Origin of the sequence: Streptococcus sp. HMSC034E03 (assembly GCF_001811505.1) — a bacterium.
In the GTDB taxonomy this organism is placed as follows: Bacteria; Bacillota; Bacilli; order Lactobacillales; family Streptococcaceae; genus Streptococcus.
This window is the reverse complement of sequence record NZ_KV804998.1, coordinates 38,162-54,216: the sequence shown is the minus strand read 5'-3', so window position 1 is coordinate 54,216 and position 16,055 is coordinate 38,162. Positions and strand designations below refer to the sequence as shown.

Genomic DNA, 16,055 nt, shown 5'->3' with positions numbered 1-16,055 from the left:
TTTCTGTCTAACTTTTGGGGTGCAGTTCATTCCAAGCGTTTTTTCTTTTGTTAATTTTACTATATTTCAGTTCAATCTCTACATTTTTCACTACCTTTTTTAGATAAATATATCATTTAGATATTGAAATTAAGCACTGCTATCATTTCGATGGCAGAGCTTTTTAATGTTTGGTACACTACCTTCTTATCTATATTTTGATGGGGCTGAAGTTGACATCTACAAAGTTTAATGTTAGAATACATTCAAAAATATATTTGAATGAGGTGTTTTATGATTCAAAATGTTGTTACTTCAATAATCCTGTATTCTGGGACAGCCGTAGACTTACTTATTATCCTAATGTTATTTTTTGCCAAAAGAAAAAGCAGAAAAGACATCATTAACATCTATTTAGGACAATTTCTAGGCTCTGTTAGTCTAATATTGCTAAGTTTACTTTTTGCATTTGTCTTAAATTATATTCCTAGTAAAGAGATTTTAGGTTTGCTCGGTTTGATTCCAATTTTCCTAGGCTTCAAAGTTTTGCTTTTAGGAGATTCTGATGGAGAAGCTATTGCAAAAGATGGTTTGCGCAAAGATAATAAAAACCTAATTTTTCTAGTCGCTATGATTACTTTTGCAAGTTGTGGTGCTGACAATATTGGTGTTTTTGTCCCATATTTTATTACCTTAAATTTAGCGAATTTGATAGTGGCTTTACTTACCTTTCTAGTCATGATTTATCTCTTGGTTTTTTCTGCCCAAAAATTGGCACAAGTCCCTTCTGTTGGAGAAACTTTGGAAAAATATAGCAGATGGTTTATTGCCGTTGTTTATTTAGGATTGGGGATGTATATCCTGATTGAAAACAACAGCTTTGACATGCTATGGACTATGTTAGGCTAGGAGAAAATATTATGAAAAAAGATAGTATCTGCCAAGTGAATATTATAAATCAACAAAATGTTACAACCGCAATGAACTACCTTGAAAAGGAAAAAGTCCAAAAATCACTTCGCATTTTAACAAAGTTTACCGATAATAAACAGATAAATATCATCTTTTATCTCCTTGCTGTTGAAGAACTCTGTGTCTGTGATATAGCCTGTTTACTAGATCTCAGTATGGCATCTGCCTCCCACCATCTTCGTAAACTAGCCAATCAAAACATCTTGGATACTAGAAGAGAGGGGAAAATTATATATTATTTTATAAAAGATGAGGAAATCAGAGATTTTTTAATCAACTAGGATAACAACTATTTTTACGTCTAGAGCGTTTTTGTGTTGTTTAAGAAGAATAGATAGAGGTTTTAGATAACTACACATATTAGTTTTTTTTAAAATGATATTTAATCGATGATAACTAGAAAGGATTATTGCTAAATATCTTGTTTATTGCCAATTAAAAGACGGTAGAATCGTCATCCTACGGTGTTGTTGCTTTTTAAATGCAAGAAGTGACAGAAGGAAAATATAGAAAGCACCTTTTACATTTAATAGGCAGGCGGAAGGTTTCAAGAGGAAAAACTTGGAACTTTGAGTGTACCAATTGGGAAAATTACTAGTACATTAGATATTTTATAGATTTCGAAAGTAAATTGGAAGGATTTTCAAATTATCCCCTCAGCAAAAAAGCTGGAAACATTTGCCAGAGCTATTGACAAATGCAAAAGAATCAGATAGAATAGTAAAGTATGTTTAGTAACTGATCACTTTATAGCCGGCTAAACGAATACAAAATCTATGAGGAGGTATTCATCGTGAAACGTACTTATCAACCAAGTAAACTACGTCGTGCGCGCAAACACGGATTCCGTAACCGTATGTCAACTAAAAACGGTCGTCGCGTATTGGCAGCTCGTCGTCGTAAAGGACGCAAAGTTTTGGCTGCATAATCCAAACGAATTCAACAAAGAAGTCAGTAGGAACTCGAGTCTACTGGCTTTTGTTTTGCTCTAAAATAATAGTTTGTATAAGCTTTCTATTTTTTCTATAATAGTGTATAATATTTCATATACTATATAAATGGAGAATATTTATGAAAAAATCAAAAGCTCTCTTACTAGGGGTTGGAATTTTGAGTGCTAGCTTCTTGATGGTAGCTTGTAGCTCGACACAGTCAAATGCATCTGATAAAACCTACTCTTATGTATTTGCTAGCAATCCAGATACATTAGACTACATTACTTCGACACGTGGCTCGACGTCTAGCATTACGACAAACTTGATTGATGGACTGTTGGAAAATGATAAGTATAGCAATCTGGTTCCTTCCATGGCTGAATCATGGACAGTATCAAAAGATGGTTTGACTTATACCTATAAAATCCGTAAAGGTGTCAAGTGGTATACCTCTGAAGGGGAAGAATATGCAGAGGTAACAGCTCATGACTTTGTGACAGGCCTCAAGTATGCGGCGGATAAAAAGGCAGAAAACTTGTTCTTGGTGCAAGACTCTATCAAAGGTTTGGCGGACTATGTTGAGGGTCAATCATCAGACTTTGAGGCTGTCGGTATCAAGGCAGTCGATGACTATACTCTCCAATATACCTTAAACAAGCCAGAGTCCTACTGGAATTCTAAGACAACAGGTGGAATTTTGAGTCCAGTCAATGAAGCCTTTTTGAAATCTAAGGGGGACGAATTTGGAAGTGTAACTCCATCTAGTATCCTGTCAAATGGACCATACTTATTCAAATCATTCACATCAAAATCTTTAATTGAATTTGAAAAGAATCCGAATTACTGGGACAAGGACAATGTGAAGATTGAGAAAGTAAAACTTTCCTTCTATGACGGTTCAGACCAAGATAGTTTGGCTAGAGGTTTCTTGGAAGGCAACTACACAGATGGTCGTATCTTCCCAACAAGCTCAGTCTTTGACCAGTTGAAAAAAGGGAATGAGGACAAGATTACTTATACTCCTCAAAACGCTATAACCTTCTACTATCTCTTCAATATCAATCGTCAAAGCTACAAGCAAACCATGAAACAGACGGACAAAGAAAAGAAGGATTCTCGTCTAGCAATGCAAAACAAAGACTTCCGTCAGGCTATTAACTTTGCCTTTGACCGTCATGCCTATGCTGCCCAGACGAATGGAGAAGATGGAGCTGACCGAATCCTTCGAAACACAGTCACACCAAGTAACTTTGTTCAAATCGGTGGCAAAAACTTTGGAGATGCTGTCAATGAAAAGATGGTCAACTATGGTACAGAGTGGTCTAACATCAATCTAAACGATGCCCAAGCAGCTTTCTTGGATCCTGAAAAAGCCAAGGCTGAATTTGCCAAGGCTAAAGAAAGTTTGCAAGCAGAAGGCGTGACCTTCCCTATCCACTTGGATATGTTGGTAGACCAAACTGCTAAGTTGGACGTTCAGCAGGCAAGCTCCTTCAAACAGACAGTTGAAGCAACGCTTGGATCAGATAATGTGGTTATTGATATCATTCAATTGTCACCAGATGAGAAAGACAATGCTACCTTCTTTGCTGATACCGCCGATCAAAAGGACTATGACATCGATATCTCAGGTTGGAGTGGAGATTTCTCAGATCCGAAAACCTATCTTGACCTTTTGGATCCAGACTCTGGTTCTCAGTTGAAAAATCTTGGCTTGACTCCAGGGAAAGACAATGATATCAAGGAAAAACTCGGTCTAGCTACCTACAAGAAGTTGTTGGATGCGGCAGATAGTGAGAATGAAAATACGCAAACACGTTATGAAAAATTTGCCGAAGTTCAAGCTTGGCTAACAGATAGCGCTCTCTTCCTCCCAGTTCAAAGTGGAGGAGCTAATCCAATCTTCCGTAAGACTGTTCCATTTACAGGGGCCTTCTCATTTGTTGGACACAAGGGAGATGCGGACAACTACAAATATGTTGAATTGCAAAAGGAACCTGTGACTGCTAAACAGTACCAGGAACTTTATGAAAAATGGCAAAAAGAAAAAGCGGAGTCAAATAAAAAAGCCCAAGAAGATTTGGCTAACCACGTTCAATAGAAGAAGGTTATCAATAAAATTTTAATACTCTTCGAAAATCTCTTCAAACTGCGTCAACGTCGCCTTGCCGTAGGTATAGGTAACTGACTTCGTCAATCTTATCTACAACCTCAAAACCATGTTTTGAGCTGATTTCGTCAGTTTCATCCACAACCTCAAAGCAGTGCTTTGAGCAACCTGCGGCTCTCTTCCTAGTTTGCTCTTTGATTTTCATTGAGTATAAGTCTAATTTTAGGGACTAGATTCAGAAAAAAGGCACTACCAGGAGCTTGTTGGTTCTGGTAATGCCTTTTCTTTATTCTTTCAAATGATAAGAGTAGCTGGCAACGACGACATCTTCGTGCCATCTGAGAGCATATTTTAATTTGAGGCTCATTTGATTGTGTAGGATATTTTGCCAAGGTTTGTTAGGGATAAATTGGGGTACTAGAACTGTAACTGTGTAGTTCTTTTTCTTGGCTTCTTGAGAGATTTTTCGAACATAGCGAACTGTAGGTGTGATGATATCGCGATAGCTAGTATTAATATTCTTTAAGGTAATATTTGGGAAATAGTCGGCAAATTCGTGGAGAATTTCTTGGTCTTTTTCCTCAGTTTCCTTGGTGGAAATGTGCATCGCCAAAACCTCATCTCCAATACTTTGAGCATAGTTAATCGCTCCAACGCTGACTCGAGTAACATTTCCTACTAAGACAAGGACGACATTGCCATCGTAGGCTTTCTTTTGAATTCCTTCATAAAGTCGAAGTTGTTTGGCCACTTTTTGGTAATGACTGTGGATGGACAAAAAGAGGAAGGTTAAGACTAGGATAATTGGGAAGAAGGGCCAGATATCTCCAAGTCTGAAGAAGAGTAAGATAAGAACGATGGCATAACAAATGATGGCACCTAGGATATTTGCAAAGGCAGATTTTAAGAAATGAGAGCCTTTTTCTTTTTTCCAGTGGCGAATCATCCCTGTTTGAGAAAGTGCGAAAGGTACGAAAACTCCAATAGTATAAAGAGGAATCAAGCGTTCTGTATTTCCGTTGAAAATGAGCAGAAGGATCATAGCGCCAAAGGCTAAGGTCAAAATACCGTTTGAATAACCCAGGCGGTCTCCCTTTTCCATAAAGAGATGGGGCATGTATTTGTTCTTAGCCATATTGTATGCCAACATCGGGAAGGCAGAAAAACCAGTATTTGCAGCTACGGCTAGGATTAGGGCAGTTGAGAATTGGAAGAGATAATAAACAATCTGACCGAGAGCTGAATCCCCTAAAATTCCTTTAGCCATTTGTGAGAGGATTGTTTCTCCGTGTTGAGGTGTAATCCCCATCCAGTAGTTTAGGAAGGTAATTCCTGCAAAGAGAAAACCAAGAATCAGAGACATGATGGTCAGTGTTTGAGCTGCATTCTTCTCTTTGGGAGTTTTGAAAAATGGAACGGCATTTGAGATAGCTTCAACCCCTGTTAGTGAAGCTGAACCGCTGGTGAAGGCTCTTAAAATCAGGACGATTGAGAGACTTGGGACAGTTTGACCAATTGCAGAAGTTGCATGATAGCTGAGAGAACCTGTCAATAGTTGGAAGATACCAAACAATAAGAGGAAGACCGTGCTAAAGATAAAGAGATAGACAGGGATCATCAGAGAACTGGCAGATTCCTTCAAGCCACGCAGATTCAAAAGCATGAGCAAACATACTAGAAAAATGGAGATATGGAGATTGTAGGGATGGAGTGCAGGAAGTGCTGCTGTGATCGCATCAGCTCCTGCGGCCACGGATACGGCTACTGTTAGCATATAGTCAACAAGCAAGCTTCCACCGGCAATCAAACCGAGCTCAGGAGAAAGATTTTCTCGTGTTACCATGTAGGCACCCCCACCTTGAGGGTAGGCGTGAATGATTTGTCGGTAAGAAATGGTTAGACTAGCAAGTAGCAAGAGGACAAAAATGCCGATAGGGAGACTCCACCAAATAGCAAGCGGAGATAGACTAGCCAAGACAAGAACGACCTGCTCAGGTCCATAAGCAATAGAAGATAGGGCATCACTTGAAAGCATTGCAAGTGCCTGTGTTTTTCCAAGTAGTCCTCCCTCGCCTTCAGTCAAGGACTTAAGAGGACGACCAATAAAGGTATATTTTAATTTTGTAAACATTTTCTTTCCTTTTCCGAAAATTTCAACAAGAGCTATTATACTGCTATGAAAATAAGCAGTCAAGAAAAAATGAATGATTTCAAAATATTTTTTCCTATAAGAATGAGACTAGTTTTTTGGTATAATAGAAGGTAGAAAAAACGAGGGAATATAAATGATTTTTGATACACATATCTAGAGTGTTTGGAGTACAGTTTAAGGACTCTTGACATTATTAAGGTATAAATTAACCATAGAACTAACCAAAGGAAAGTTAAAGTAGCATACAAAAAGAGGAATTCATTCAGAGTTCCTCTTTTAATCTATATTTTTAACAATTTCATTGAACAAAGAAATGATTTTTAATTTTTTTGTGTGTGGTAAATCTGAGATGTTTTCAGTCAATGTAGTGATAGGGATGGAATTATCTGAAAGTGGGAAATTAAAGAAGTCTTCTACGGTCATGCCTAAAGCTGTAAGAACCTTTTCAAGTGTGTGTATTTTAAAATCGTATTTCATATTCTCGATGTTTTGTATTGCTTTAACACCTAGTCCGGCTTTATTGGATAATTGTTCTTGGCTGAGATTCTGTTCTTTTCTACATTCTCTTATACGCTCTGCTATGTATTTTTGTAATTGATTAGCTTCCATCCGTAATTTCCTCTTTTGTACTATTCTACTATCCTTTATATGATTTTTTAAGTACAATTAACTGTCTAAAATATCAATAAAGTATAGCGTACCGTACTATTTTGTGTTAAAATAGATAAAAAACAATACAAAAATCAAGGAGAATAAGATATATGAGAAAGCAGAAAAACGAAGAAGGTAAAAAGGATAATAAGAATGGCAAGAGAACTAAAAAATTTAGTTTAGTGAGAGTCATATTACTTACGATTGTTATATTGGGAATCTTTGCCGCTGCAGGTATAACTATATCTAATTATTTTTCCGAAAATTCATCAAGTGATAATTTGTTTGATAAGAAGTGGGGTTCAGTAGGACTTAAAACTAGTGTTTGGGAATTTTCAGGTTCAGAAAAATTAAAAATTGACTATATGCTAAAAAATAATGAAGTATTTAATTATGATGTAACTATTCATGATTCATATTCTGATTTTAAAAATATCACAAAAACTAAACTTTCGGAAGAAGATATCGTCAAATCATTTAAGGAAAATTTCGAGATATTAAAAAATAGTGAAATCAAAAAAGAAGATTTGAAGTTCATTTCATTACTTGATAATAAAGACCAAGAACGTTACGGAAGAATCCTGTATAAGATAGATCAACATAAGATGGTATATCTTGATATAATTGGTGAGAATACATCTGTACCATATGAGTTAGTACCATTAGTAAACACAAAAATTAGCGGAACTTATCGTGTTACGAAGGTTTATGGAACTAAAAGTTCTGTGGAAGAAGATCAAAAAAATATAGATAGATTACCTAATATTAAGTTTTCAAGTGATAGAATTATTGTAGGAGATAAGGTGATTTATTTAACTTCATATGAGTCATTTACTAATACTGTTAAGGATTTGAAAACAAAAGAACAAATTATCACAATCATGGAAAGTAGAGGATATAAGATAAAGGATACAGAAAAAATATATGTTGATTTAGATAGAGTGCAATTCTATATCCCGGTTGAAAATGGTAAGAAAGTATTCATAGGATTTTTGAAGAATGATACCTCAAATAAAGAAAATAACGCAGTAATGGAACTAGAAAAAGTAGAACTAAAAGAATAATTGAATAAAAAAGACAAATAGCATATAGATTTGGCTCTAAAAAATGCATAGCAGTTATACGATTTTGTATAACTGCTATTTTTTTATACATCTGACTGTTTCTATCTAAAATGACTACTAAGTTTTTTCCACTGGCGATAGCGTGAAGAGACAAACTCTGTATAGTTGGTAAACCCTAGCAGGAGGTACCAACATATGGTAGATTTAAAAAAAGTAGAACAACGTAGAGAAGAAGCGATTCAAAGAGCTGTACTTACTGACGATTGGAAAAAGGTAGATAACTTATTAAACCAGTCTTATGAGAATTTATGTAGAAAAGATAGATCTTATGGTCTGTGTAGTTTAGACAGTAGTTCAATTGATAAAGGCTCTTTATTAGATACGATAGCAGATGATAGTGATGCATTATCTCTCTTAATTAAAAAAGAAGAAATTGCTATTATAAACGATGCTATTGAGAGATTGTTGAGTGATAGAGACAAAAAAATCTTGTTTGGAGTTGTTTTTGAGAATAAATCATTCTTGCATCTTGCAAAGGAAGTTAGACTTACTGACAAAACTGTAAAAAGACACTATGAGCGTATTGTAGAGATTCTACGAAAAGAATTAAAAAATTTATAATCTCCTCCGAATTCTATTGAAATTTCTCCTAATAGATAAGGAGGTGTAAGTTTAAACGTTGTTATCTGTAATCGTCACAGTGTTTATTTGCTTAAAAGTAGACGATTTACTTTTAAGTTTAGAAAGAAGGTATTGAATTATGGGACTTAAGAACTTAACTTATTTTACAGAGTTTAATACGTCACTTTTCCTTTCTCGCAAAGAACTACGTTTTGTGTCCGCAACAAGGTGGATAGAAAAAAGTGAAACTGGTTCGGAAACGGAGAAAGGTGTAAAAGTTTGCGTGCTGATCTTTGCGGATGAAAGTGACTATCCCAACGAAAAAAATAATACTGGGGAGCAGCTCACTGTAAAAGTTCCATTTGCATCTATGAAGGATTATGATACGTTTCAACCAATGCTGACATCTGTAGAAATTGTAGACATTGAGAAAGCAATTGTATACGGAGAATATCGTAACCAACTTAGTTTGACTGCAAAAGTCATTGAAGTTGTCGCACTTTAAAGGAGGCAAATATGCCATCGATTATCGAAGAATTACCTATGAAGATTTTTGAAGGTGCTAAGGAAGTTTATCATCTTTTTAGTAGAAAACTTGAGGAGTACCAGATGAAAGTCCAGATAGAAGAAAATCAAAAAAACTGGAATAGATTTCTAGCTTCTACGCAAAATGTATTGGTAGAATTAGTGAAAGAAAATATTCAGGAAAATCAGTTTGCATATAAGCTATCTCCGATTTATGAGGAGCAGGAAGTTGATCAAGCTGATGGGAGTAAGTCAATTCAGAGAGTGCATGTAGCAGATGAAAGAGTTCCTTTATGTGCAATTGATAACCATGGGATTCGAGAATTTGAAGCTAGGTGTGTAGTTTTCCGGTTTCAAGTTTTTGGAGAGCTACCCCCAGAAGTTCTATTACGAATACAGGATACTTGGATTTTTTATTTGCACAAATATGCTCTTCATGGTCTCGCTGATCTATATGTAAAGCATGGGTTACGCTATCTAGTATTCATCATATGTAATGAATCAGATAAACGAACGATTAAAGGGGCGTTGTTCAAGTTGAAACATCCGTGGTCTTAGATGGTTAAATTCTTTATGCCGTGAAAGTTTATTGGCTATAGGTTAAGATAGATTAGACTGGTTGGGGCGGTGCGGTCGAACTTTGTTCGCCGCGCCGACACAATCAGTTTTATAATCTTAGGGTCCCTATTGTCAATAAATCATGGAATAAATCTGAATTTAATCATCGATAGTACGACGCCTTAACTTGATAAGCGTCACACAAAAGCGCAAAGCATATTTTTATAGGTATAGAGTATGAAGCAAATAGAACTTAGTAAAATTGTGAAAAGTTACGTTTATGGTAATACGATCGAAATGACAACCGCGAACGGTCAACAAGAGCAAGTTATAAAAGTTATTGAAGGGAAACGCTATGTAAACTTGGAAACAGGCGAAATACATAACATGGATACTTCTAGTAGTACACGACTCGATAATTTGAAGTCTACTAAACAGACTATGAAAAAACTACGTCGTCTAGTAGCTCATAATTTTACGGGAGGTATCAACCAGTTATGGATAACGTTGACTTATCGAGACCATATTACCGAGCCAGCAATTGTTTACATGGATTTCAAAGCGTTCATTCGTCGCATTCGTAATCAGTTTGGAAAGGTTGATTACATTACGGTCATTGAACCACAAGCTAGTGGAAGGTGGCATTTACATGTGTTATTAAAGAATGATTCAGAGCTAACAATTGCTAACAATGACCTTGCTAATATGTGGGGTCAAGGTTTTACCAAGACCAAAAGGTTAAGGATAGCTGACAGGGTTGGGAATTATTTGATTGCTTATTTATCTAATTTGCAGATAGGTGATGAGGATTCACAAAACAAATCCATTGTAAAAGGAGCTCGTTTATACATGTATCCAAAAGGAATTCGAATTTATCGTACAAGCAGAGGAATTGAAAAGCCTTTGGAAATTACAACAACAAAGGGTGAGCTTATGGAAACTTATAAAATTAACAGTCCTCCGACATTTTCACGTACCACAAAACATGAAACTCCTCATGGTGTAAAAGAATATACTACGGAGTTTTACGATAATATAAACAGCCTGTCAGATACTTTTAGAGGAGCAACTGACAAGCTAAGTAGGTAATAAAAGAAAATGCCTTTTACCATCCCTATTATATCAAAATAGGAGAATTTTATGGAAAATATATATAAAAGCAAGAGAGGGATTACGGAATTATTTGATGTTCCGTTAAAAACCTTAAACAATGATCTAACAGAAATGCGGAGAAATGAAAAATTCCAAGGATACATTTTAAAGCCTTCTCATAAGAGGGTCTATATTGATGTTGAAGGCTATAAGGAATTTTTGCAGTATAAACAAAAGAAATATGAGGAAGCTATGTAGTTGTGTTATAATTAAGCTATGCTACATAGCTTTCCTTTGCTTTAAAAGTACAAGGAGGAGAAATGTTTTTTAAAGAATTGGATAATGGGAAATACCGTTATTATGAAAAATTCTATCATGAACGAGAGGGAAAGTGGAAGCAAGTCTCTGTGACTCTAAAATCAAAATCTAGAGTTTCTCAAGCAGAAGCAAAACGTCGTTTAGCGCTAAAAATCGAAAAACTTCTAACCGCCCCTACAAAAGAGGAAGTTGAAAAGAAACAGCTAGAAGAAATGATTTTTAGTCAACTATTGGAAGAATGGAAAACGATTCGTTCCAGTGAGATAAAATCTTCTAGTTATAGAAGTGAGATGAAAAGTTTAGAGCTTTTCATGGGAGCAGTAGGAAATTTGAGAATATCAGATTACACCACTCAGCTAGTTCAAACATATCTAATGAATTTGAATGTTCAAAATTCAACAAGAAAAAATCGAAAAATATACTTGAATGCTATCTTTGATTATGCTGTAAAGGTCGGATATATTTCTGACTCACCAGTTAAAGGGGTGGTAATTCCGAAGCAGAAAGCGGACTATGAGAAGTTGCAAAAAGCAAAGGATAATTTCATTAGTAGAGAGGAACTAGGACAGGTTTTATCGTATTGTGAAAGTCACAATAAAGATAAGCGTTATGCTTTGGCAATGGAATTTATCTTTTTAACTGGTCTTCGTTTTGCAGAGTTTATAGGGGTTCGCTATCAAGATGTAAACTTCAAAGCGAATCTTTTAACAATTGATCATACAATAGATTATGTTGCTCATGGATATGATGAGAGAATCTTACAGACAACGAAAACAGTAGGTTCTGTCAGGACGATAGTACTAAGTGAACGTTGCTTGGATATTATCGAGTACTTTCGTAGTAACTGTTTTGATGAGGAGTTCATCTTTGTGACTGAGCAAGGTAACATTATGAGACAGCCTTTGTTATATAGATTTATCAAAAGTATTTGTGAAGTAGTGTTGGGTGGGCACAGATCCTATAATATTCACATGCTTAGACATTCGCATATTAGTTTATTGGCTGAACTAGGGATACCCATAAAGGCTATTATGGAGCGAGTTGGACATAGAGATGAATCTATCACTTTAAGGATCTATAGTCATGTAACAAAAAATATACAAGATGAATTGAGAGAGAAACTTAATCAAATTCATCTGTAGATGCTAACCATAGAACTAACCAAGTACTAACCAAAGTGAATAGAAACTAGGGGAAATATAGGGAAGTATAGAAGAGAGAAAGTCTTTTCATTTGGTAGTTAAGGAACATTGAGGAAAGAGAAGGAAATATAGTTTGGATATTTTTGATACACATACCCACTTGAATGTGGAAGAATTTTCAGGAAGAGAAGCAGAAGAAATAGCCTTAGCAGCTGAAATGGGTGTGACTCGGATGAATATTGTTGGTTTTGACAAACCGACTATTGAGCGTGCCTTGGAATTGGTGGAAGAATATGACCAACTTTATGCGACGATTGGTTGGCATCCGACAGAAGCAGGGACTTATACAGAAGACGTTGAGAAATACCTGTTGGACAAGCTCAAACATCCTAAAGTGATTGCCTTGGGGGAGATTGGTTTGGACTACCACTGGATGACGGCATCTAAGGAAGTTCAAGAAAAGGTTTTTCGTCGTCAGATTCAGCTATCTAAGGAACTGGACTTGCCTTTTGTGGTTCATACCCGTGATGCGCTAGAAGATACCTATGAGATTATCAAGAGTGAGGGAGTTGGTCCCCGTGGTGGCATCATGCACTCATTCTCAGGTTCTCTGGAGTGGGCGGAGAAGTTTCTGGAGCTTGGTATGACTATTTCCTTTTCTGGAGTGGTGACCTTTAAAAAAGCGACAGACATTCAGGAAGCTGCTAAAGAGTTACCTTTGGATAAGATTTTGGTAGAGACAGATGCGCCTTACTTGGCACCCGTTCCCAAGCGTGGTCGCGAAAACAAGACAGCTTACACGCGCTATGTAGTGGACTTTATTGCTGACTTACGTGGCATGACAACAGAAGAATTAGCTGCTGCGACAAGTGCAAATGCGGAACGAATTTTTGGACTGGGAAGTAAATTATGAAAAAGAAAATTTCCCAAGTCATCGTAGTCGAAGGGCGTGATGATACGGCCAATCTTAAACGTTATTTTGATGTGGAGACCTATGAGACTCGTGGCTCTGCTATCAATGAGCAAGATCTTGAACGAATCCAACGTCTACACCAACGTCATGGGGTGATTGTCTTTACAGATCCTGACTTTAATGGGGAACGCATTCGCCGGATGATTATGACGGCTGTTCCAACAGTTCAACACGCCTTTCTCAAACGTGATGAGGCAGTGCCGAAGTCCAAGACCAAAGGACGTTCCCTAGGAATCGAACATGCCAGTTATGAAGATCTGAAAACAGCGCTGGAACAAGTCACAGAGCAATTTGAAGCAGAAAGCGACTTTGACATTAGCCGTAGTGACTTGATTCGTCTTGGTTTTCTAGCAGGCGCAGATAGCCGAAAACGCAGAGAATATCTAGGAGAGAGTCTACGTATTGGTTATTCCAATGGGAAACAACTTCTCAAGCGTTTAGAATTATTTGGCATCAGTTTAGCTGAAGTTGAAGATGCCATGAAATCTTATGAGGATTGAGAAACTCCCCCAAAATGTAGGGGGAATATGATACAATAGAAGTAAGCATATACGGTTTAATCAGGCTTGATAGCAAGCATTAGAAAAGTGCTCCACGGGATTAGCCTTGTGTGGAGTTAATGAGGAAAAGTTATGGGAATCTTTGATTTTTTAAAAAAGACGGAAACTGCAGAGGCAACTGAAATAAGTGAAGCACAGAAAGAAAGAGAAGAATCTAAAAACAATGCATGTATTGGAGTTCTAGATTTGTTCCCGATGAAGGAAACGAATCAATTATTGATTGTTGGAAGTCTAGAAGGTAGTCTCAAGGTTGGAGATCAGTTGCAGTTTTGCAATCCCGACCAAGGAATGGAAAGTCTTGGTACTGTAGAGGTTAAAAAACTCAGCAGTCAGAATAAGGATGCAGATAGTCTAACTGATGAAGTTCTTGCCCATCTAGTGGTTGATAGGATTCCTTCTTTGGATAAACTGAAAAAAGGAAGTGTGCTCTTTAGTTCAGGTATTGAGGAAGAGCAAAAATTATCTAGCTATTCAGATGCTCTTTATCGTGCTTTTGTAGCCATTCAAGAAGGTCAATTGACTAATGAAGACTATTTGGCAGCTAGTCTTGATGATAGCGTAGAGATTTTACGTCTCTTTTTATGGAAATGCCGTCAAAATCAGGAAACTGAAAGCGAAGAAAGCTACCAATCCAACACTCGCAAGTTAGAACGTCTAGCGGAAATCGTTAAGGATAAGCTCTTAGAAGCAGATGCAGTTTATGCAGTTTATTCAGAAAAAACAGGCGAACCTTACCTCTTTTCAACTACTTATGATAGAGGTGAGGAAGGTTATCTGTGTACTGATCCCATGATTATGCTTTTGACACCATCTTGGTATCGCCAATTTCAGGAAACCATTGACAGCCGACCAAACTCAGTTGTAAACTGATTGAAAATACGGAAGATAAAAAAGGGATTGAGAATTTCCTTGGGACAGCCTTTTACTTAAATGGTGCCTTGGGAGCAATCTTTAATTCCAAGGAAGTTAGTATCAGTGCCTCAGCCTTGGTTCAAAAACCAGATTTTTCTGATTTGCCAGAAATACAAGTGCCTGTCATGAATCCTGACCTGGTAAGATGGATGCTCCTGATGGGACAGATGGATCAACCGACTACAGAAGAGCAAGAAATAGTTTATGGGCTTTACTACAAGTTCTTCTCTATGGCTATGCCTAAAGCAAAATTCTTGCTTCCATTAGATGCAGCATCAGGATTCCCAGAGGATAATTCAGAAGGGAATTCCTTTGTTTTGGAAAAAGACGCTAACTTTAATATTCCCGTTAGAGAGGGAAAAGATGGACGAAATTCAATTCCAGTATTTACTGATTGGAAACGTCTGAGAATGGTCTTTGATGAAAAGTGGAATGGCATGATTGAAGAAGCTGGAGGCATGATTGAAGGCTTTGACTATGCCATAAACCCAACAGAATACTATGAAGCAGGTGCTTATGTTAGTCTAACAGCTTTTAAAGACATGCAAAAGCTTAGTGAAGAACAAGAAGGAAGAACTCAAGATTAGAAAGTTCTTTAATATTAGAAAAGAGAATAAATGAGAATTGCAGATTATAGCGTGACCAAGGCAGTACTGGAGCGTCACGGTTTCACCTTTAAAAAATCCTTCGGGCAAAATTTCTTGACCGATACCAATATCCTCCAAAAAATTGTGGATACGGCTGAAGTTGATGACCAGGTCAATGTTATTGAAATTGGTCCAGGAATTGGTGCCTTGACGGAATTTTTGGCTGAGCGTGCTGCAGAAGTTATGGCCTTTGAGATTGACCACCGTTTGGTGCCAATCCTAGCAGATACCCTGCGTGATTTTGACAATGTGACCGTAGTTAACGAAGATATTCTAAAGGTTGACTTGGTCCAGCATATCCAAAATTTTAAAAATCCTGACTTACCAATTAAGGTAGTAGCTAACTTGCCTTACTATATCACAACTCCTATTCTCATGCACTTGATTGAAAGTGGCATTCCTTTTAGTGAGTTTGTGGTGATGATGCAAAAAGAAGTGGCAGATCGTATTTCTGCTCAACCAAATACCAAGGCATACGGAAGTTTATCGATTGCAGTTCAGTATTACATGACAGCTAAGGTTGCCTTTATCGTGCCTCGTACAGTCTTTGTCCCAGCGCCAAATGTGGACTCAGCTATCCTGAAAATGGTACGCCGTCCAGAACCGGCGGTTGCGGTCGAAGATGAGAACTTCTTCTTTAAGGTTTCCAAGGCTAGTTTCACTCATCGTCGCAAGACCTTGTGGAACAACTTGACTGGTTACTTTGGGAAAACTGAGGAAATCAAGGATAAGCTGACCAAGGCTTTGGACCAGGCAGGCTTGTCACCAAGTATACGTGGTGAAGCTCTTGGCTTAGAAGAATTTGCTAGTCTAGCAGATGCGCTTAAAGGACAAGGACTCTAAG

General features: G+C 37.1%; 16 protein-coding genes and 2 pseudogenes. 15 read left to right on the top strand and 3 right to left on the bottom strand.

Annotated features, from left to right (window positions below; all coding sequences use genetic code 11):
- Positions 1-116: 116 nt before the first annotated feature.
- Complete coding sequence (locus HMPREF2805_RS11550; protein WP_083301318.1) at positions 117-245, bottom strand: FanG protein; 129 nt, start codon at positions 243-245, stop codon at positions 117-119.
- 28 nt (positions 246-273) lie between these two features.
- On the opposite strand from HMPREF2805_RS11550, the gene HMPREF2805_RS09210 reads away from it, so the two are divergent.
- The 4 genes and pseudogenes from HMPREF2805_RS09210 (at position 274) to HMPREF2805_RS09195 (ending at position 3,987) form a co-directional block, all read left to right on the top strand.
- Positions 274-888, top strand: coding sequence for a CadD family cadmium resistance transporter (locus HMPREF2805_RS09210; protein WP_075232269.1), 615 nt, complete (start codon positions 274-276; stop codon positions 886-888).
- An 11-nt stretch (positions 889-899) separates the two neighbouring features.
- A pseudogene (gene cadX / locus HMPREF2805_RS09205) lies at positions 900-1,237 on the top strand (Cd(II)/Zn(II)-sensing metalloregulatory transcriptional regulator CadX).
- Positions 1,238-1,744: 507 nt separating this feature from the next.
- Positions 1,745-1,879: a 50S ribosomal protein L34 gene (rpmH, locus tag HMPREF2805_RS09200; protein ID WP_000831905.1), complete on the top strand. Its 135-nt coding sequence runs from the start codon at positions 1,745-1,747 to the stop codon at positions 1,877-1,879.
- 143 nt (positions 1,880-2,022) lie between these two features.
- Entirely contained in the window at positions 2,023-3,987 is a 1,965-nt protein-coding gene (locus tag HMPREF2805_RS09195) for a peptide ABC transporter substrate-binding protein (RefSeq protein WP_075232267.1), read from the top strand.
- 295 nt (positions 3,988-4,282) lie between these two features.
- On the opposite strand, the gene HMPREF2805_RS09190 is transcribed toward HMPREF2805_RS09195, so the two are convergent.
- Together HMPREF2805_RS09190 and HMPREF2805_RS09185 are read right to left on the bottom strand one after the other, a co-directional pair.
- Positions 4,283-6,127, bottom strand: a complete 1,845-nt coding sequence (locus tag HMPREF2805_RS09190) for an APC family permease (RefSeq protein ID WP_075232266.1) — start codon at positions 6,125-6,127, stop codon at positions 4,283-4,285.
- A gap of 297 nt (positions 6,128-6,424) precedes the next feature.
- The gene (locus HMPREF2805_RS09185; protein ID WP_075232265.1) at positions 6,425-6,757 is read right to left on the bottom strand and encodes a helix-turn-helix domain-containing protein; all 333 of its coding nucleotides are present in this window, start codon (positions 6,755-6,757) and stop codon (positions 6,425-6,427) included.
- A gap of 152 nt (positions 6,758-6,909) precedes the next feature.
- Here HMPREF2805_RS09185 and HMPREF2805_RS09180 point away from each other — a divergent pair, with 152 nt between their 5' ends.
- From HMPREF2805_RS09180 to rsmA, 11 genes and pseudogenes are all read left to right on the top strand, one after another.
- On the top strand, positions 6,910-7,863 hold the full coding sequence (locus HMPREF2805_RS09180) for a hypothetical protein (protein WP_075232264.1): 954 nt from the start codon (positions 6,910-6,912) through the stop codon (positions 7,861-7,863).
- Between the two features lie 195 nt (positions 7,864-8,058).
- Positions 8,059-8,484 (top strand): sigma-70 RNA polymerase sigma factor region 4 domain-containing protein, encoded by a 426-nt coding sequence (locus HMPREF2805_RS09175; RefSeq protein ID WP_075232263.1) that lies wholly within the window; start codon positions 8,059-8,061, stop codon positions 8,482-8,484.
- A gap of 139 nt (positions 8,485-8,623) precedes the next feature.
- Positions 8,624-8,989 carry a hypothetical protein gene (locus HMPREF2805_RS09170; RefSeq protein WP_075232262.1) on the top strand — a complete coding sequence of 122 codons (366 nt, stop codon included), beginning with the start codon at positions 8,624-8,626 and terminating at the stop codon, positions 8,987-8,989.
- 11 nt (positions 8,990-9,000) lie between these two features.
- Complete coding sequence (locus HMPREF2805_RS09165) at positions 9,001-9,567, top strand: hypothetical protein (RefSeq protein WP_061087562.1); 567 nt, start codon at positions 9,001-9,003, stop codon at positions 9,565-9,567.
- 237 nt (positions 9,568-9,804) lie between these two features.
- Positions 9,805-10,656, top strand: a complete 852-nt coding sequence (locus HMPREF2805_RS09160) for a rolling circle replication-associated protein (RefSeq protein WP_075232261.1) — start codon at positions 9,805-9,807, stop codon at positions 10,654-10,656.
- Positions 10,657-10,707: 51 nt separating this feature from the next.
- On the top strand, positions 10,708-10,917 hold the full coding sequence (locus HMPREF2805_RS09155) for a DNA-binding protein (RefSeq protein WP_070480168.1): 210 nt from the start codon (positions 10,708-10,710) through the stop codon (positions 10,915-10,917).
- 62 nt (positions 10,918-10,979) lie between these two features.
- Positions 10,980-12,119 (top strand): tyrosine-type recombinase/integrase, encoded by a 1,140-nt coding sequence (locus HMPREF2805_RS09150; protein WP_075232260.1) that lies wholly within the window; start codon positions 10,980-10,982, stop codon positions 12,117-12,119.
- Between the two features lie 139 nt (positions 12,120-12,258).
- A complete protein-coding gene (locus HMPREF2805_RS09145) occupies positions 12,259-13,032 on the top strand; it encodes a TatD family hydrolase (protein ID WP_075232272.1) in 774 nt (257 codons plus the stop codon).
- Positions 13,029-13,592, top strand: a complete 564-nt coding sequence (gene rnmV / locus HMPREF2805_RS09140; protein ID WP_075232259.1) for a ribonuclease M5 — start codon at positions 13,029-13,031, stop codon at positions 13,590-13,592. The genes HMPREF2805_RS09145 and rnmV overlap by 4 nt, the downstream gene beginning before the upstream one ends.
- A gap of 132 nt (positions 13,593-13,724) precedes the next feature.
- Positions 13,725-15,151: pseudogene (locus HMPREF2805_RS09135) on the top strand (SseB family protein).
- Positions 15,152-15,181: 30 nt separating this feature from the next.
- Entirely contained in the window at positions 15,182-16,054 is an 873-nt protein-coding gene (gene rsmA / locus HMPREF2805_RS09130) for a 16S rRNA (adenine(1518)-N(6)/adenine(1519)-N(6))-dimethyltransferase RsmA (RefSeq protein ID WP_075232258.1), read from the top strand.
- Position 16,055: the final 1 nt, after the last annotated feature.